Source organism: Bacillus sp. URHA0034 (assembly GCF_056280405.1).
Genome location: NZ_JBWCDK010000002.1, coordinates 3,832,541 through 3,850,965 on the forward strand (window position 1 = coordinate 3,832,541; position 18,425 = coordinate 3,850,965).

General features: G+C 39.5%; 19 protein-coding genes and 1 other RNA gene. 15 read left to right on the plus strand and 5 right to left on the minus strand.

The window, feature by feature from the left end; translation table 11 throughout:
* The first annotated feature begins 34 nt into the window (after window positions 1-34).
* Window positions 35-502 (plus strand): SsrA-binding protein SmpB, encoded by a 468-nt coding sequence (gene smpB, locus ACZ9EE_RS20385; protein ID WP_166239583.1) that lies wholly within the window; start codon window positions 35-37, stop codon window positions 500-502.
* A 170-nt stretch (window positions 503-672) separates the two neighbouring features.
* Window positions 673-1,007, plus strand: a transfer-messenger RNA (tmRNA) gene (gene ssrA / locus ACZ9EE_RS20390).
* Window positions 1,008-1,342: 335 nt separating this feature from the next.
* Here the strand turns inward: ssrA and ACZ9EE_RS20395 are convergent.
* The 3 genes from ACZ9EE_RS20395 to ACZ9EE_RS20405 form a co-directional block, all read right to left on the minus strand.
* Window positions 1,343-1,750 (minus strand): LAGLIDADG family homing endonuclease, encoded by a 408-nt coding sequence (locus tag ACZ9EE_RS20395; protein ID WP_476029985.1) that lies wholly within the window; start codon window positions 1,748-1,750, stop codon window positions 1,343-1,345.
* A 234-nt stretch (window positions 1,751-1,984) separates the two neighbouring features.
* A complete protein-coding gene (locus tag ACZ9EE_RS20400; protein WP_476033029.1) occupies window positions 1,985-2,614 on the minus strand; it encodes a DUF2085 domain-containing protein in 630 nt (209 codons plus the stop codon).
* A gap of 87 nt (window positions 2,615-2,701) precedes the next feature.
* The gene (locus tag ACZ9EE_RS20405; RefSeq protein ID WP_476029987.1) at window positions 2,702-2,920 is read right to left on the minus strand and encodes a hypothetical protein; all 219 of its coding nucleotides are present in this window, start codon (window positions 2,918-2,920) and stop codon (window positions 2,702-2,704) included.
* Window positions 2,921-3,230: 310 nt separating this feature from the next.
* On the opposite strand from ACZ9EE_RS20405, the gene ACZ9EE_RS20410 reads away from it, so the two are divergent.
* From ACZ9EE_RS20410 to ACZ9EE_RS20430, 5 genes are all read left to right on the plus strand, one after another.
* Window positions 3,231-4,244: a polysaccharide deacetylase family protein gene (locus tag ACZ9EE_RS20410; RefSeq protein WP_476029989.1), complete on the plus strand. Its 1,014-nt coding sequence runs from the start codon at window positions 3,231-3,233 to the stop codon at window positions 4,242-4,244.
* 99 nt (window positions 4,245-4,343) lie between these two features.
* On the plus strand, window positions 4,344-5,348 hold the full coding sequence (locus ACZ9EE_RS20415) for an AI-2E family transporter (protein ID WP_476029991.1): 1,005 nt from the start codon (window positions 4,344-4,346) through the stop codon (window positions 5,346-5,348).
* 136 nt (window positions 5,349-5,484) lie between these two features.
* Window positions 5,485-5,718 (plus strand): hypothetical protein, encoded by a 234-nt coding sequence (locus tag ACZ9EE_RS20420; protein ID WP_476029993.1) that lies wholly within the window; start codon window positions 5,485-5,487, stop codon window positions 5,716-5,718.
* A gap of 15 nt (window positions 5,719-5,733) precedes the next feature.
* Window positions 5,734-6,702: a cation diffusion facilitator family transporter gene (locus tag ACZ9EE_RS20425; RefSeq protein WP_476029995.1), complete on the plus strand. Its 969-nt coding sequence runs from the start codon at window positions 5,734-5,736 to the stop codon at window positions 6,700-6,702.
* 570 nt (window positions 6,703-7,272) lie between these two features.
* Window positions 7,273-8,454: an IS256 family transposase gene (locus ACZ9EE_RS20430; protein WP_476032459.1), complete on the plus strand. Its 1,182-nt coding sequence runs from the start codon at window positions 7,273-7,275 to the stop codon at window positions 8,452-8,454.
* Window positions 8,455-8,977: 523 nt separating this feature from the next.
* Here ACZ9EE_RS20430 and ACZ9EE_RS20435 read toward each other — a convergent pair.
* A complete protein-coding gene (locus tag ACZ9EE_RS20435) occupies window positions 8,978-9,490 on the minus strand; it encodes an acyl-CoA thioesterase (protein ID WP_476029996.1) in 513 nt (170 codons plus the stop codon).
* A 124-nt stretch (window positions 9,491-9,614) separates the two neighbouring features.
* Here ACZ9EE_RS20435 and nadE point away from each other — a divergent pair, with 124 nt between their 5' ends.
* The 8 genes from nadE (at window position 9,615) to ACZ9EE_RS20475 (ending at window position 17,593) form a co-directional block, all read left to right on the plus strand.
* Complete coding sequence (nadE, locus tag ACZ9EE_RS20440; RefSeq protein WP_476029998.1) at window positions 9,615-10,436, plus strand: ammonia-dependent NAD(+) synthetase; 822 nt, start codon at window positions 9,615-9,617, stop codon at window positions 10,434-10,436.
* A gap of 138 nt (window positions 10,437-10,574) precedes the next feature.
* Window positions 10,575-10,844: a hypothetical protein gene (locus ACZ9EE_RS20445; RefSeq protein ID WP_476030001.1), complete on the plus strand. Its 270-nt coding sequence runs from the start codon at window positions 10,575-10,577 to the stop codon at window positions 10,842-10,844.
* Between the two features lie 634 nt (window positions 10,845-11,478).
* Entirely contained in the window at window positions 11,479-12,909 is a 1,431-nt protein-coding gene (locus ACZ9EE_RS20450) for an amino acid permease (RefSeq protein ID WP_476030003.1), read from the plus strand.
* 138 nt (window positions 12,910-13,047) lie between these two features.
* Window positions 13,048-13,893 (plus strand): amino acid ABC transporter substrate-binding protein, encoded by an 846-nt coding sequence (locus ACZ9EE_RS20455; protein WP_476030005.1) that lies wholly within the window; start codon window positions 13,048-13,050, stop codon window positions 13,891-13,893.
* Window positions 13,880-14,578 (plus strand): amino acid ABC transporter permease, encoded by a 699-nt coding sequence (locus tag ACZ9EE_RS20460; RefSeq protein WP_476030007.1) that lies wholly within the window; start codon window positions 13,880-13,882, stop codon window positions 14,576-14,578. Before ACZ9EE_RS20455 ends, ACZ9EE_RS20460 begins: the two co-directional genes overlap by 14 nt.
* Window positions 14,579-14,602: 24 nt before the next feature.
* Window positions 14,603-15,337 carry an amino acid ABC transporter ATP-binding protein gene (locus ACZ9EE_RS20465; RefSeq protein WP_476030009.1) on the plus strand — a complete coding sequence of 245 codons (735 nt, stop codon included), beginning with the start codon at window positions 14,603-14,605 and terminating at the stop codon, window positions 15,335-15,337.
* Window positions 15,338-15,513: 176 nt separating this feature from the next.
* A complete protein-coding gene (locus ACZ9EE_RS20470) occupies window positions 15,514-16,059 on the plus strand; it encodes an NfeD family protein (RefSeq protein WP_476030011.1) in 546 nt (181 codons plus the stop codon).
* Between the two features lie 13 nt (window positions 16,060-16,072).
* A complete protein-coding gene (locus ACZ9EE_RS20475; RefSeq protein ID WP_476030013.1) occupies window positions 16,073-17,593 on the plus strand; it encodes a flotillin family protein in 1,521 nt (506 codons plus the stop codon).
* 88 nt (window positions 17,594-17,681) lie between these two features.
* On the opposite strand, the gene ACZ9EE_RS20480 is transcribed toward ACZ9EE_RS20475, so the two are convergent.
* Window positions 17,682-18,011, minus strand: coding sequence for a four-helix bundle copper-binding protein (locus ACZ9EE_RS20480; RefSeq protein WP_476030015.1), 330 nt, complete (start codon window positions 18,009-18,011; stop codon window positions 17,682-17,684).
* Between the last annotated feature and the right edge of the window lie 414 nt (window positions 18,012-18,425).

Below are 18,425 nucleotides of genomic sequence, written 5' to 3' on the forward strand. Positions count from 1 at the left end.
GCTAAAATAAGTCCATAGAGTTGAGGTGAAACAAATGCCAAAAGGTGCAGGAAAGGTAGTCGCGCAAAACAAAAAGGCTTACCATGACTATTTTATAGAAGAAACATACGAAGCCGGGATTGTGCTGCAGGGAACCGAGATTAAATCGATTCGTGCCGGGAAAGTCAATCTGAAGGATGCCTATGCACGGATTCAAAATGGTGAAGCCATTCTGTTTGGAATGCATGTTAGTCCGTATGAGCAAGGCAACATTTTTAATCACGATCCATTGCGAACACGTAAACTATTGCTTCATAAACGAGAAATTTCTAAACTGCTTGGGGAAACAAAAGAAGCAGGTTATGCCCTTGTCCCATTAAAGCTTTATTTAAAAAATGGCTTCTGTAAGGTTTTAATTGGTTTAGCAAAGGGTAAAAAGAATTATGATAAGCGTGAATCTCTTAAGCAAAAAGAGGCAAAGCGTGAGATTGAAAGAGCGTTCCGTGATCGTCAAAAGATGTAATTGGAAATTGTTTTACAGATACTTACAATTGAAAAATGTTCTGAATGTGTTATAATAAGTTTGTCGCTGATGAAGCGGCACAATCTTTTGCTCTAACATTCGTTCGAGCATCCTAACGTCTGCTGCTAAAATCTTTAAGTAGATTTCAGCACATTTTATAATGGGGACGCTACGGATTCGACAGGGGTAGTTTGAGCTTAGGTTGCGAGTCGAGGGGATCGGCCTCGTTAAAACGTCAAAGCCATAACTGGCAAAACTAACAACAACCTCGCTTTCGCAGCTTAATACTGCATAGCGGTTCCTCCCTCCATTGCCCATGTGGTAGGGTAAGGGACTCACTCTAAGTGGGCTACGCCGGATTCCACCGCCTGAGGATGAAGGAAGAGAACAACCAGGCTAGCTGACCGGACGCCGGTCGATAGGCAAAAGGTTCAGTGAAACGCCAATATATCGACTACACTCGTAGATGCTTAAGTGCCGATATCTTTGGACGCGGGTTCGATTAATTATTAGTCGCCTTGTGTGGTAACATACAAGTGATAATCTGGCTTTATCGGTGAAACCTAAGTCGCTCTTGAGCGATAGGGCAATGCCGAGCGGTATGTGAAGTAATTCAACAGCCGTGTATCGACTTATAGGCTGCCTTGCAGTAAGGTAGTACTAGGATGCGAATCCTGCCTTGAAGAGGTAAATTTATGTTTCGCATAAGACGCCAGAGGGCCTGTTTTTGGACAGGTTCAAGATATAGTCAGTGCCATGTCGAAAGCATGGAAGAGCACGTCCCGCCGTCTCCACCATACATAGGTGGATAACAAGACTAGCAGAAAATGCTGGTCTTTTTTATATTTGAAAAAAACTTTCCTCAAACATTAATTTGTTCTTTAGTAATGCTTCGTTGTATTTTCCATTACGTGGCGTGACCTTTGCGTAGTTTTCTAATATCCAAAGAGCACGATTCTTTTTTTTATCTACTCTTAAAAATGGAGTAACATCCCTTAATAGGTTTAGAACGTTTTCTTTGTTCTTTATTATTAGTGTATAAGAGTCCTTATGGCATTTGGGATTATAGTTTTTCTTGTTATTAATAGTTCCTTTAGTTAATTTTTGAACATAGTCTAAAAGTTCTTTATCAGTTGAAGCAATCGTGATACATGGCCGGCGATGTTCTTTTTCATGTAGTCTAGTTAATGTTATGGTTCCTTCTCCATCAATAATTCCCGCTATATATGCTGCTTCCCAAATTTCCATAAAAACACCTCCAGAATCACAACTAAGAAACGTGTGTTCTCATATATTATTATATTTTTTCCTAATATTGTTATCAAGAAGAAAGTCTAAATAAAGAGTCGAAAACCCTGGGAATTTCAAGGAGCATGTACTTTATGAAAAAAACAAGTTGGAAAAAATCCGCAAGACCATGAAAGAGGGTCTATGGAACAAAAGAAATTTTTAGATAGTTATTAAATATATATTTTCAATGATTTATAAATAATCAACAAGCCAAGCGTGTAATAAAGATAAAATAGAAAGAAAAAAAAGACTAAGAAAAATAGATATAACCCGTTTATAGTAAGTTTGTTTAATAAATGGAATCAAGAAAGAGGCACATAAACTGATCCATACAATAACAGTAAAAATAATTAAGCTGTCCATGAGGTAATAAGGTAATATTCCGAAATAAAATAATCCTCCTAAGATACTGCTACATAAAAGTGGAACCAAAAAATCCTTACTTTTTTGGATAACAGGTTCACATGAAGAGTCAAGTGATTTTCCCAAAGAGAGCGGATAAAGAAAATAGGGAAGCACAAAACCAAAGCAAATACCTGAAATTAATCTCCGTATATTGTTACTTTGAAATAAATGGCTGTATGACCCGAAACCATCAATCATCATAGGAATCATAAATAATAATAGAAGGAAACTAATTTTAATTGTGGGTATAGTAATTTTTGATTTCTTTTTAGAAATATGTAAATACACTAGTGTGGAGAAGATTCCGATATAAATTCCGGTATCCCGGGCACAAACGGAAAGCGCGAATCCAGAAACATGAAGTGATCGTTCTTCTATCTGGTGGCAGATAGCCCTGCCAAAAAAGTTTAATATCACTTGGAGCAAACGTTATCCCCTCCAACTATAGAACCCAATTTTCCATTATACAAAATTGGGTCCTTTTTCCTGCAAATCTTATAAACTTTAATACCCCGAAACCGCCGGCATGATCGACAATGCCGATGCAGCAAACCAACAAATACAGCTTAAAATCGTCACCACAATCGCGATAATTAAACAGTTTTTCCCCACAACTTTCTTCTCAGGGTCCTGATCGTTCATCCAAACAATCCCTAAAATAATCCCAACAATAGGAATAAGTATCGATAGAATATAAAAAAGTGCTTTTTGTCCACCTGACACTCATTTCACCTCCACCTAAAGGCTTTGTTTTTGGAATAGGAGAAAAATCTTGTTCAATGATATGTATGTTAAACCGCAAGGTAATTTGCCTGTCTCCCTTTTTGGAATTACAGTATTATTTTTGTTTTGCCCCTTTTTAGAATTTTATTGGTATAATTGGTTGGTAAAACCTGTAATATGTAAAGTGGTAAAATACCCGTGCCATTCGAATGATTTAATAGAAACGTAATATTTTTAATAGAATTGAAACATTTCGATGGGAATTTCGTCTATAATGGGGAAGTGAATAACAACAAAGAGGGTATGAACCATGGGGAATCTAAAAAGAGGCTGGCCACAAGGGACATTACTAGTTCTTATTGTATTTGGTCTCTTATTTACAGGGGTAATTCTAAGCCATTATTCTCGGGAAAAGGCCGTAAATAAATCTACTATTCCATCAAAAAATCAACCTATTAATCGGGCCATGGCCAAAGGGCCAGCGCCGGAATCCCTAATTAGGGATACAAAAGATTTACAGCTGGAAAAAGAACAAATTCAGAAACATCAAGCACAAGCGATTGCTTGGAGAGATCAACAAGACCGAGAAAAAAGCAACGTTAAGGAACAGACTCCTGCAGAACCTGCCTCAAACACAACAGCTTCTACCGAGCAGCCAACAAAGGAAACAATACCAGCAAAATCCGAGCAGCCGAATACACCACCGCCAGCTAAACCCAGCTCGCAGAAAACCATTTATTTAACCTTTGATGACGGGCCCTCAGCCTATTCTGGTTCCATAATTGCCTTGCTGGAAAAATATCAATATAAAGCAAGCTTTTTTATGATTGATGGAAATATCCGCCGTTATCCCAATGCTGTTAAATTAATGGTTCAGTCTGGAGATACAGTCGGACTGCATAGTGTATCCCATAATCCAAAGATTTTCTATGCATCTGCGGCTACGATCATTTCGGAATTAACGCAAAACCGTCATACGTTAAAAGAAATCTCTGGTGTCGATTCTTATATTATGAGAACCCCATATGGCAGTGTTCCATATATGACAGAAGAATATCGCAAGGCTGTCCATGATCATGGATATTTGATGTGGGATTGGAATATCGACAGCAGGGACTGGGATTATAAAGATGCGAGATATGTAAACAGTGTCATCACACAATTAAACCGAATGGTTAACCATAATGGACCAATTGTTATTCTGCTTCATGAAAGGAAGGAAACTTTAGCCCACTTGCCACAGCTGCTTGATTTTTTATCGAAACATGGCTGGATTAGTAAGGGAATTGACAGTTCGATGACGCCGGTTCAATTTAACCCATAAAAGAAGTCTAAAACAAACAAATTAGGGTTAAGATTTGATATAATTAAAAGAGTTAAAAAACTTACTACTAGTAAACATAATGGGGTTCGATTAGTATCTATGATAAATAAACTTATGAATAGCAGCGGCTTTAAAAGAATTTCTATATTTGTCCTCATTGCTCTCATTTTATATGCAATGAAATCGATGATTAATCTAATTTTACTTACTTTTATTTTCACCTTTTTAATGAATCGGTTAGTTCAATTTATTGAAAAAAAGATCCCGCTTAATCGCAAGTTAATTGTAGTGACTTCCTATGCCTGCATTGTCGGGTTACTTTCCTATTGTGTGGTTATGTATTTACCGATGATTATTCAAGAGATTACCGCCCTAATCAAGCAGTTAACGACTTTTTACACCTCCAAGCACGATAATATTATCCTGAATTATCTGGTCAACCGGATGGAAGAAATTAAACTTTCGAGCTATCTCGAGCAAGGCGTTAGTTTTATAATTAAGTATTTTAAAGATATTAGCAGTATTACGTTACAGGTTCTGTTGGCCTTGCTGTTAAGTATATTCTGCTTATTGGAAAAGCCGCGCCTAATAGAATTTACAAAGAAATTTAGAACAAGTAAAATCGCCTTTATCTATGAAGAAATTGAGTTTTTTGCCCGGAAATTTGTTGGAACATTCGGAAAGGTGATTGAAGCACAATTAATTATTGCGGTTGTAAATTGTGTCCTCACCACCATTTTCCTATGGCTGTTAAAATTTCCGCAATTAGGCGGTTTGTCGATTATGATCTTTGTTTTGGGATTAATCCCAGTGGCGGGGGTTATAATCTCTTTAGTCCCGCTTGTGATTATAGCTTATAGTATAGGCGGATTCATGAAGGTCCTTTATGTGGGCATAGCGATTTTGATCATTCATGGGATTGAAGCTTACATCTTAAACCCTAATTTAATGAGTTCAAAAACAAATCTTCCTGTTTTCTATACATTCATCGTCTTAATCTTCTCCGAGCATTTTTTTGGTGTATGGGGCTTAATAATCGGTATCCCAGTATTTGTTTTCCTTTTGGATGTATTAGAAGTGACAGATCATAAAAAAAAGGTGTAACGGAAAAGTCCATTAACGTGGGCTTTTTTTATTTACATCCCTCTTCAGCACATATGTAAGGCGCTTCCGCTTTTAGTCTTTGAATCTTTTCTGCTATGCTAAACGTAGGTAGATAAATGAGGAGGAGAGATTAAAAATGAGCGAATGTAAACTGGATCACTCAAAGGAAGATGTGAGAAATAAATACGAATCGCAGGCAGCCTTTTTGCCTGAGGACATGAAGGGATTATTCAACCAGTTTTTTGCAAAAGAACATTCACAAGAACTGTTGAATGAAGTGTTCCATTTATTGAAAAAATATGACTTAGCACCTTCCGAAGAAAAAAAGGAAAGAAATAACCGGTTATATTTAGTGTTAAAAAACGTTTAAAGAAATGAGGATAGAATGGGAGAATTAATTCAATTATTAAAACGAGGAAATAAATCTGCTTTTCTGGCAGCCATTATTAATACCATTATTGCTATTATCAAAGGGGTGGCCTTTTTCTTTACAGGAAATGTCGCCATGTTTGCTGAAACAATGCACAGCCTTGGCGATGCGGCTAATCAGTTCTTTGTATTCATTGGATCCGCACTTAGTAAAAAAGCACCGACAGAGAAATATCCGAATGGTTTTGGCCGCTTGGTAAACCTTGTTCTTTTAGGGGCAGTGTTGATTGTCGGGATTATGGCGTTTGAAACCATCAAAGAAGGTTATCACCATATTGTCCATCCAACAAAGTCGACTGGTTTTCTGATTAATATTCTAGTTTTAGCATTATCGACCCTGCTCGAAACCTTTGTCTTGTTTAAAGCAATGAAGGAAATTTTGCACGATCTCGAGTTGAAAGCAAAGGGTATAAACGTTTTTACGATGGCCTTTGCTAATTTGGGACGAGCCAAGCCGGCGACAAAGCTTGTCTTCATGGAGGATATGGTGGCCACTTTAGGCGGTTTGTTAGCCATCGTTGCTGTTGTTCTAGCCCACTTTACGCCCTTCCATCAAGCTGAAGGTGTTGCCTCTATGCTGATTGGTGTGCTGATGCTTTTGGTAGTGGGGAAAGTCTTTTTAGATAATGCAGCCGGTGTGATTGGTCAAGCGGATGAGGAAATGGAAAATAAAATCGGAGTTTTAGTCATGAAGGATCCTGATGTAAAAGATATCCAAGATATAACCGTCATTAAAGAGGGGGAAGATCTGCACGTCGAGCTGGAAATCGAGATTGACCCGCAATTAACGGTTGCCGCCGCCGATGATATTAAAGATAGAATTCATGAAAAAATCATGGCGGAAAAAGGCGTCGTGGATGTCACAATTGAGATTGATGAAGCCGATGACGTGATGACATGGCAAAACCCGAAACAAACACAATAAACTTAAAGATTAACTAAAAGTAGAGCTACGGCAGGTAAAAGGGTTTCATAAGCCCTAAAGGAACCCGCAGCCCAGGGCTACGACAGATAAGAGGGTTTCGTTTCATTACCCCTGAAGGAGAGCGCACCCTGGAGCTACGACAGATAAGAGGGTTTCATAAGCCTTGAAGGAGAGCGCAACCTAGGGTTACGACAGATAAGAGGGTTCCATAACCCCCGAAGGAGAGCGCAGCCCAGAGCTACGACAGATAAGAGGGTTTCATAACCCCCGAAGGAGAGTGCAGCCCAGAGCTACGACAGATAAGAGGGATTCATAACCCCTGAAGGAGAGCGTAACCTAGGGTTACGACAGATAAGAGTGTTCCATAACCCCTGAAGGAGAGCTCACCCGAGAGCTACGACAGATAAGAGAGTTTCATAACCCCTGAAGGAGAGCTCACCCCAGAGCTACGACAGATAAGAAGGTTTCATAAGATTATGTCCGTATAATTGTGTAAAAAAATAGGTCATCCTCATGACCCGTGTTACAATGTTTTCGACCAAGAAACCATTTTATACGGAGGACATGATGATGACCCAAATAAATATTACTATAAATTTAGAAGATCTCAAAGGGAAAATTGAAAATAGCTCTTTAGAATCACCCGTCAAAGCGTCACTTGCACTTATCTTAAATTCGTTAATGGAAAAAGAGAGAGACGAATATATCAATGCTCTTTCCCATGAAAGAACAGAAGAACGTAGAGGCTATCGAAACGGATATTATGAGCGAGAATTGATGACTGGGGCTGGTTCACTTAAGTTAAAAGTGCCTAGAACTAGAGACGGTGAATTTTCTACTACTATTTTTGAAAAGTTTAAACGCTGCGATCAAGCATTAATTCTATCCATGGTTGAAATGGTAGTAAACGGTGTTTCTACACGTAAAGTTACTAAAATTGTAGAAGAATTATGTGGGAAAAGTGTCTCCAAATCTCTCGTCTCTAACTTAATTAAAACTTTAGATCCTGCCATTAATGAGTGGAGAAACCGACCGCTAAACGTACACTATTACCCTTATATTTACGTGGATGCCATGTACATTAAAGTCCGAGAAAACAAGCAAGTGGTTTCAAAAAGTGTTCATATTGCTGTTGGCGTAAACGAGGGTGGCCATAGAGAAATAATTGGTCTAAAGGTCAATCACACGGAGTCCACAGAAAGCTGGTCTGCCTTCTTTGAATATTTAAAATCCAGAGGACTTCAATCCCCTAAAATGGTCATTTCTGATGCTCATGGTGGATTAGTTTCATCAATTAAAGAATCATTTCTAGGCACTTCATGGCAACGCTGTACTGTCCATTTTATAAGAAACCTCTTGGATTCCTTGCCGAAAAAAGGAACTGCTGAAGCTCGCCAAGAGCTAAAAGATTTGTTTAAAAACTCAGAAATGGATGTTATTAGGGACCTAAAAAATCGGTTTGTAGAAAAGTATCAGGATACCAAAGGTTTTTCCAAAGCCATAGAAATCTTAGAAAATGGGTTTGAGGATGCTATCCAGTTTATTGCCCATCCGGTCGAATATCATATAAGCTTACGTACCACTAATATGCTAGAACGATTAAACCAAGAAGTTCGAAGAAGAGAAAGAGTTATTCGTATTTTTACAAATGATCAGTCTGCAATAAGAATTATTGGTTCAGTATTAATGGATATTAATGAAGAATGGACGAGTAAGAATTACCCTTATTTAAAGAAATCAAAAGAAAACTAACTCGCTATCAATATAGAGTGTAAAGCCTAATTTCGAATTGACATTGAGCCTCCGGTGGGCATGAAGAACAGCCAGGAAGCCAGGAGTTTAACAACCCCTGGCTTGCCCTCCAGGCTATCATGCCCACCCCTCAATGTAAATTCGAAATAAGCTTGTTCACTATAATTGTACTTTTTAAATTGGTGTGAAAACATTGTTGATACTTTTACACAATTAAATGGAGTTGACTTTTCATAACCCCTGAAGGAGAGCTCACCCGAGAGCTATGACAGATAAGAGGATTTCATAACCCCTGAAGGAGAGCGCAACTAGAGCTACGACAGATAAGAGGATTTCATAACCCCCTAAAGGAAAGTGCAACTAGAGCTGCGACAAATAAGAGTGGGGCATTACGAACGAACAAATTGCCGAGCCGTGCCCGAATTCCTTCCAATATAAAAGTCAATTCAAAAATGGATGGCCCGGAGATTCCGGGCCATTGTTTAAAATGGGAACTGGAACAAACCAGTTCCTTTCACTTTTCCTATTCCCAAGGCTTATGCATCGTTAAAATCCTGGCCAATTCTTTACTGCTTTTTCGATGTTCCTTCCGCTTTTCTGCCCGTTCTTTCCCGGTTTCAAATAGTTTTTTCTCTTCATCGGTCTCAGGAATGATGGCCGGAACCTTTGTTGGTTTTCCGTTCTCATCTAAGGCAACGAAAGTTAAAAAGGCAGTAGCAGCAATTTTTCGTTCACCGGACATGAGGTTTTCTGCAATCACTTTAGCAATGATTTCTATTGAAGAGTTTCCAGCATAGGTTACAAAGGTTTCAATACAAACAGAATCCTTTGGGGTAATCGGACTTAAGAAATCAACGGAATCAATCGATGCGGTAACGCACTCTGCCCTAGAATGGCGCACAGCGGAAATGGATGCAATCATATCAATATCACTGATCAGCTTTCCACCGAAAAGGGTATTATGGTTATTTACATCATTCGGAAAAATTCGGCTTGTTCGGACTACTCTTGTCTCATTACATGTTTTGGCTTCCATACAATCCCTCCAAGTTTGTCATCTATATTCTATCCACAATCTAATTTTTCTTGTTTCTTTTTAGTGAAATTTAGGTAAATGTGGTACATTACATATATCAATTAATTGGTGAGGAGGTCAACAAATGAGTTTGCAAGCACAAATAATGAAAGAATTAAATATCAACCCGAGTATTAATCCGGCAGAAGAAATCCGAAAGCGAATTGATTTTTTAAAAAATTACTTGGTAAGTACGAAGGCAAAGGGATTTGTTTTAGGAATTAGCGGCGGACAGGATTCCACATTAGCGGGACGCCTTGCCCAGCTGGCTGTTGAAGAATTACGGAAGGAAGGTACAGAGGCTCTGTTTATTGCCGTCCGCCTTCCATATGGAGTACAACAGGACGAGGAAGATGCTAAACGCTCGTTAGCTTTCATTCGCGCAGACCGAGAAGAAATTTTTAATATCAAGAGTGCCGTTGATGAAGTGCAGAATGAATATAATGCCAGTATTAAAGGATCACCGTTAAGTGACTATCATAAAGGAAATGTGAAAGCGAGAATGAGAATGATTGCCCAATATGCGATTGGCGGCATGGAAGGTCTGCTGGTCATTGGTACAGATCACGCGGCGGAGGCCGTAACGGGATTTTATACAAAATATGGGGATGGGGGCGCGGATATCCTGCCGCTCTCCGGATTAACCAAGAGGCAGGGTAAAGCACTTCTTAAGGAGCTTGGCGCTGATGAACGTCTGTATTTGAAGGTTCCGACCGCTGACCTCCTCGATCAAAAACCGGGACAAGCTGACGAAACTGAGTTAGGAATTACCTATGATGAACTCGATGATTATCTAGAAGGAAAGCCTGTTACGCCGGAAATCGCAGATAAAGTCGAGAAACGATATATCCTTACGGAGCATAAACGGAAACTGCCTGCCAGCATGTTTGATGAGTGGTGGAAATAAATAAAGAGTAGAGACTGTCAAATAAGTAATTCAGTTTTAAGTAATGCTAAGGTGAATGATAAGTAATTTTAACTTCCGCTTGCTGCTCAAAACATCAGACGGGCAAAAGTGTCGGAAAATAAGGCAGCTTTGAACAGTATGAAGAAAAATTATATCAGTTGTGTCCGAAGTCAAGGCATCTTCGGACAGCAGATGGCAAAATTACTTCAAGCCTGTCCGAAGTCAAGGCATCTTCGGACAGCAGATGGCAAAATTACTTCAAGCCTGTCCGAAGTCAAGGGATCTTCGGACAGCAGATGGCAAAATTACTTCAAGCCTGTCCGAAGTCAAGGCATCTTCGGACAGCAAATGGCTAAATTACTTCAAGCCTGTCCGAAGTCAAGGCATCTTCGGACAACAGATGGCTAAATTACTTCAAGCCTGTCCGAAGTCAAGGCATCTTCGGACAGCAAATGGCTAAATTACTTCAATCCTGTCCGAAGTCAAGGCATCTTCGGACAACAGATGGCTAAATTACTTCAATCCTGTCCAAAGTCAAGGCATCTTCGGACAGCAGATGGCTAAATTACTTCAGTCCTGTCCAAAGTCAAGGCATCTTCGGACAACAGATGGCTAAATTACTTCAATCCTGTCCAAAGTCAAGGCATCTTCGGACAGCAGATGGCTAAATTACTTCAGTCCTGTCCAAAGTCAGGAAATCTTCCTACAAATAAGTTTTCCGACACGCAAAAAAACGCTCGGTATCCCAAGCGTTTTTTTGCTACTTCATTTGCTAATTTACGTAAAAAGCAGTGTTAATCAGGTTGATAGTTCAGTCGTGCATTTTAATTTCTACTCGATAACTGAACTACTTAGACTGTCAAATTGGCAGTCTTTTTTGAATTAAAAAATAATCCATAGTACTTTATTGAGATAAAAAATTTCCATTGACTAATAATCCTAAAAATCCTATATTAAGTAAGGTTCATTAATATTTATACATGGTTATCGAATTTCAAAACGTTATTTTAATATAAATAGTACATTTGAGGAGGGTACCACCTTGGGGAAATCAAATCAATTAGGATTTTGGGTGTTAACTGCCCTTGTCATCGGAAATATGGTTGGCTCAGGTATTTTCATGCTGCCGCGTTCCTTATCGGAGGCAGCCAGTCCTGCAGGGGTTATTTCGGCTTGGCTTGTTACTGGTTTAGGAGTTTTGATGCTGGCCCTTGTTTTTGGCAGCTTGGCAATTCGTAAACCGAATTTAACAGGTGGTCCGCAAATCTATGCAAAAGAACTATTTAAGTCCGGTTCACACGCCTCTACATTATCAGGATTTATGTCTACATGGGGTTACTGGATTGGAAACTTAGCCGGGAACATTGCGATGATTACAACGTTTGCTGGATATTTATCAACCTTCTTTCCCATTTTAACAAGCGATACGGCCTGGTTTACGTTAGGCGGCCTTACAATAAAAGTAGGGAATGGGCTAACATTCCTAGTATGTTCTTTACTGCTTTGGGGTACCCATTTTATTATCCTGCGTGGCATGGAAAGTGCAGGGAGATTAAACTTCCTTGCTACGGCAGCAAAAGTAGCTGGTTTTGTCTTCTTTATTATTGTCGGCCTGTTTGCGTTTCAAAAGAGCAACATCCTGCCGATGATGGCTCCGAGAATGGATGATGCGGGACATGCAGTCGGAATTATGAGCCAAATTAATGGTGCCGCAGTCAATACGTTGTGGGCATTCATTGGTGTAGAGTCAGCCGTCGTATTTGCGTCCCGTGCCAAAAAACAATCTGATGTGAAAAGGGCGACCATTCTTGGTTTATTTATTGCCCTGGGTATCTACATTGGCATTAGCACCCTTGTCATGGGAATGCTTGATCAAAATACACTTATTCATTCTGATAAGCCATTAATTGATGCCATCCAAACCGTTTTAGGACCCATCGGCGGTAAATTATTAGCTGGGATTGGATTAATTAGTTTGTTTGGTTCAACGATCGGCTGGTTAATGTTAACTGCAGAAGTTCCCTATCAAGCGGCAAAACAAGGGTTATTCCTGCCTGCTTTCTTAAAAGAAAACAAAAAAGGCCTGCCAGTGTTTTCAATGATTGTTTCCAATGGATTAGGGCAGCTATTTATTTTTTCAACTGTATCAAAATCGATTTCAGGAGCGTTTGACTTTGTTATCGTCATTGCGACCTTATCCTATTTAGTTCCATACCTTATTTCATCTGTCTACCAATTGAAACTAGTGGTGACAGGAGAGACGTATACGATGGGAAGGCAACGAATAACAGACGGTGTGATTGCTATCCTGGGAACTGTTTATTCGATTTGGGTGATCATTGCTGGTACTGCTGATCTTAAAACGTTTATGTACGGGATGATTTTACTTGCGAGCGGGATTCTTTTCTATCGACCTAACATAAAAAGGAAAGAGTCAGACGATCTGAAAATAAATAGTGCACGATCTGCTTAACCTATCAGAATTTTTCTGATAGGTTTTTATTTTTAAGAACAGGGTAAAATAAACATACTTCAAATGTAGCTTATACTTTGACAGTCATTAAACCAATTAAATGCGATAAAAATACTCGGAATTAGGGGGATTAACAACATGAAAAAACTGATGGTATTTTTTGCATTGCTGCTAAGCTTTATGTTCATTCTATCAGCTTGCGGCAAAGATAAGGAAAAAGCCAAAGAAGATCAAAAGCGAGCGGTAAATACCGAAGATAAAGGAAAAACCGCTGATAATCAGGATTTATTGAAAAAGATCCAAGACGATGGAAAGATCACCATTGGTACTGAAGGTACATATCCGCCGTTCACTTTCCATGATACGAATGGCCATTTAACAGGATTTGATGTCGATTTAGCAAATGAAGTAGCTAAGCGACTAGGTGTCAAAGCGGATTATAAAGAAACCCAATGGGATGCTATGTTTGCGGGCTTAGATGCAAAACGTTTTGATATGATTGCCAACGAGGTAGGAATCCGTCCTGACCGCCAAAAGAAATACGATTTTTCAGATCCATATATTACGTCTGCAGGTGTTCTAATTGTTAATACTTCTAACACCAAGGTGAAAAAGTTTGAAGATATTAAAGGATTAAACGCTGCCCAATCGCTGACAAGTAACTACGGAGATATCGCTAAAAAATATGGAGCCAATCTTGTTGGAGTAGAAGGATTTCAGCAAGCTGTTGAATTGCTTTCACAAAAACGTGTTGATGTAACGATTAATGATAAACTTACCTATTTAGACTATAAAAAACAAAAGCCTGATGCACCAATAAAAGTTGCAGCAACGGCAAATGATGCGTCGTCTAGTGGATTTATGTTTAGAAAAAATAGTGACAAGCTCGTTGATGAAGTCAATAAGGCCTTAAAAGAAATTGTTGACGACGGCACTTATAAAAAAATCTCAGAGAAATGGTTTGGTGAAGATGTACTTAAATAGTATTTTTGCTGATCCGGAAAGAACAGCAAGGTTAATTGACATTGCAAAAAGTTCCCTCCAGCCGCTGCTGGAGGGGGCTGTTTTTTATACGATTCCGTTAACGCTTATTACTTTTGTTGTTGGGATGATTCTAGCCATTCTCACGGCATTGGCCCGAATCTCTGAGGTAAAGGTATTTCAAATTATCGCACGTTTATATGTGTCAGCGATTCGTGGGACGCCATTACTTGTCCAGCTATTTATCATTTTTTATGGGCTGCCTAATATCGGCATCACGTTAGACCCATATATTTCGGCGGTGATTGGTTTTTCGCTTAGTGTTGGTGCCTATTCTTCTGAAATTATCAGAGCTGCCATTTTATCAACACCAAAAGGGCAGTGGGAGGCCGGCTACTCGATTGGCATGACCTACTCTCAAGTATTAAGAAGGATTATTTTACCACAAGCAGCCAGGGTATCCGTTCCGCCTTTATCCAATTCATTTATTAGTCTTGTTAAGGATACCTCGCTGGCTTCACTGGTATTAGTCACCGAGATGTTTCGCCGCGGTCAAGAGATTGCTTCTACGAACTACGAATTTTTACTGGTATATTCAGAAGTAGCACTCATTTATTGGGTTATCTGCTTTTTCCTTTCCATCCTTCAAGGATATTTGGAAAAGAGACTGGGCCGTTATGGGGCTTAACTAAAGGAAAAAGGGAGTGTTATCATGATTACAATCAATGGTCTATATAAACAATTTGACCAGTTACAGGTGTTAAAAGGGATTGATTTGGAAGTGAAAAAAGGGAATGTGGTTGTAGTGATTGGGCCGTCTGGTTCCGGGAAAACAACCATGCTCCGCTGTTTAAACGTGTTGGAAACTCCAACCAAAGGTGTCATTTCTATTGAAGGCCAAAGCTTAGATTTTTCAAAAGCGGTGGCGAAGAAGGATATTGCTGCTTTTCGCCGATTAACCGGCATGGTATTTCAGAGTTATAATTTATTCCCACATAAAACAGCCCTTGAAAATGTGATGGAAGGGCCAATTGTTGTGAAGGGGGAAAATAAAGAGACAGCCCGGAAAAAAGCGCAAACTTTACTTGAAAAAGTCGGGCTTGGGGATAAACAGGACTATTATCCGGCACAGCTATCAGGCGGCCAGCAGCAGCGTGTTGGGATTGCCAGGGCGCTGGCGATGGAGCCGGAGGTCATGTTATTTGATGAACCCACCTCTGCACTCGACCCGGAATTGGTCGGTGAAGTGTTGAAGGTTATGAAGGACCTCGCAGCAGAGGGGATGACGATGATCGTGGTGACACATGAAATGCGCTTTGCTCGTGAAGCGGCAGATGAAGTCATTTTTATGGACCAAGGTGTTGTCGTCGAACGTAATAAACCGGATGAAATTTTTACGAATCCAAAAGAAGAACGAACCAAGAAGTTTCTGAATATGATTCAATAAGGTGCTGTAGCTCGTGTAGCTATGGCACTTTTATTTTATGTTGGAAATATTTTGTTTATATTTGTGAAACTTTTCCTATTCTTAGCCGTAATACTTTATAATATTGGTAAAGAAAGGAAGTATCTCCATACTTTATACTCCTTCCTTTATCAAAATTAATCATAAGGAGGGATTCCTTGGAACCTTTCAGCATTCCTTTAGAAACGATTTATTTATATGCCTTAATTATTTCAGGTGTCATAACGATTATTTATGTATTGTTTGCTGACGTCTTTCATTTTCATGGGGCAGGGGATGGGCTGGATTTTCTGAACCCGGTACTCATATTTGCTTTTGTTACGATTATGTCTGCAAGCGGATACTTATTTGAAAAGCTATCATCAATCCATTATTTACTTATACTGGGGATTTCCATAGTGATTGGATTTATTCTTGTCACTCTTTTAAATGTATTTGTTCTTGTACCGGTATCCAAAGCGGAAGAATCACTTGTTTACAAAGAGTCGGATTTGCAAGGAAGGGTTGGTACTGTCATAACCTCGATCCCTGCTGATGGGTTTGGCGAGGTAATGATTGAAAGTACGAGCGGTCGAATTGCCAAGCCTGCAAAAAGCTTTGACGCTGATTTCATTCCAAATGGTACAAGGGTGCTAGTCGTTCAGGTGAAAAACGGTGTACTTGAAGTGACCGTTTATCAACAATTAGAGAATTTCACTTTATAGGGGGGTTAAGAAAATGGGGTTTGGATTTATTTGGATTGTCATCGGGATTGTTGTACTGATCCTGCTCGCATTAATCGGCGTTTTTATTACGAAGTACAAAACGGCGGGGCCGGACGAGGCATTAATTGTAACGGGAAGCTTTCTTGGTACTAGAAATGTCCACGTAGATGAATCGGGGAATAGAATCAAGATTATCCGCGGCGGTGGTAGTTTTATTTTGCCTGTCTTCCAGCAGGCAAAACCATTAAGTTTGCTATCTAGTAAACTTGAAGTAACAACTCCAGAGGTGTACACAGAACAGGGTGTACCCGTCATGGCTGATGGAGTGGCGATTATTAAAATTGGCGGTTCAATCAGTGAAATTGCCACGGCCGCAGAACAGTACCTCGGAAAACCGAAAGAAGACCGGGAAAATGAAGCGAGAGAAGTGCTTGAAGGACATTTACGATCCATCCTTGGTTCGATGACGGTAGAAGAAATCTATAAAAACCGCGATAAATTCTCCCAAGAGGTCCAGCGGGTTGCCTCGCAGGACCTAGCGAAAATGGGTTTAGTGATTGTATCATTTACGATTAAAGATGTCCGCGATAAGAACGGCTATCTTGAGTCATTAGGGAAACCACGGATTGCTCAAGTAAGGCGTGATGCAGATATTGCAACTGCAGAGGCAGAAAAAGAAACGCGCATTAAAAAAGCGGAAGCGGCAAAGGAAGCGAAGCGCTCTGAATTAGAACGGGCCACAGAGATCGCTGAAGCTGAAAAAATAAATCAACTGAAGATAGCGGAATTCCGCCGTGAACAGGATATTGCCAAAGCCCGTGCAGACCAAGCCTATGATCTGGAAAGTGCAAGGTCCAAGCAGGATGTAACGGAGCAGGAAATGCAAATTAAGATCATCGAGAGACAAAAGCAAATTGAACTAGAGGAGAAGGAGATCCTTCGCCGTGAACGTCAATATGATTCAGAAGTGAAGAAAAAGGCGGATGCTGACCGTTATTCAGTGGAGCAATCAGCGGCGGCCAATAAAGCAAAGGAAATGGCTGAAGCAGAGGCAAATAAATATCGGATTGAAGCGATGGCAAAGGCCGAAGCAGAACGGGTTCGTCTCGACGGTCTCGCAAAAGCAGAGGCACAAAAGGCGCAAGGTTCCACCGAAGCAGAAATTATCCGCTTAAAAGGTCTTGCAGAAGCGGAGGCAAAAGAAAAGATAGCCGAAGCCTTCGAACAGTTTGGGCAGGCGGCTATCTTGGATATGATTATCAAAATGCTTCCTGAATACGCGAAGCAGGTGGCATCACCACTATCTAACATTGATAAAATTACCGTAGTTGATACAGGCGGCGGTTCAGGAGCCAATGGCGGTGCCAATAAAATTACCAGTTATGCCACCAACTTAATGGCAAGTTTGCAGGAGTCTTTGAAGGCTTCGAGTGGTATTGATGTAAAGGAATTAATTGAAAACTATTCTGGTAAATCGAATGTAAGAAAAAGCATTGAGGAATTAACAGACGAGATTAAACATAAAGCTGAATAAAGCAATAATAAAACCTTATCACGATCGTGATAAGGTTTTTTATTATTGCTGATACTGCCCTAATTAATCAAAATTTTAGGTTTATTTGTTAGGCAGCTAATTTTCTGCATGCATCCCCACATTTAAAACAAGCGTCTGCGCAGTTTTGACAATGTTCATGTTCATGTTTTTGACATTCTTTTCCGCATGCTTCACATATAGCAGCGCAAAGTTGCGCTAATTCAGAAATAAACGGTGTACCCCTGCTGATCGCCTGTTCTAAATAAGCGCAAATATCTGCACACTCTCTATCAAGGCGAATACAATCAGCCATCATCCCAACGTTTTCTTCTATTAGACATGAGTCGAAGCAATGATTACATGCCACCATACATTCATGTAGGGATTCAATGACAGATTGATATTGTTCATGTGACATCATTATTCCTCCTTGTTTTATGAGGCTTCTTTATTACGGTACCCATCATTTATGACAGTAAACAAATTGGTTGGTATCAATATTTTGTAGTAATAGGATAATTATTGAAATTCCTAGTCCTAATTGCTCAAATTTCGAAAATCGAAATTTTATTTTTTAGTAGACTTTGTAGATAGGAGAGAGTAATTGGGTTAAAAGTTTTATTTACTAATATTTCAGGGTGATTAATTACCTATAATCTTTTTGTTATTTTCCTAATTTAGGTTCAAATACCTATCTCTATCTAGTTAATTTTCACTATATTTCTATTATTTACAATATTTATATTAGTCTGATAAAATAATGAAGCACTGTTCATTTAGTGGAACATTGCACTATATAATTGGGGGGGAATAAACAGGTGAAGAAAAAAAA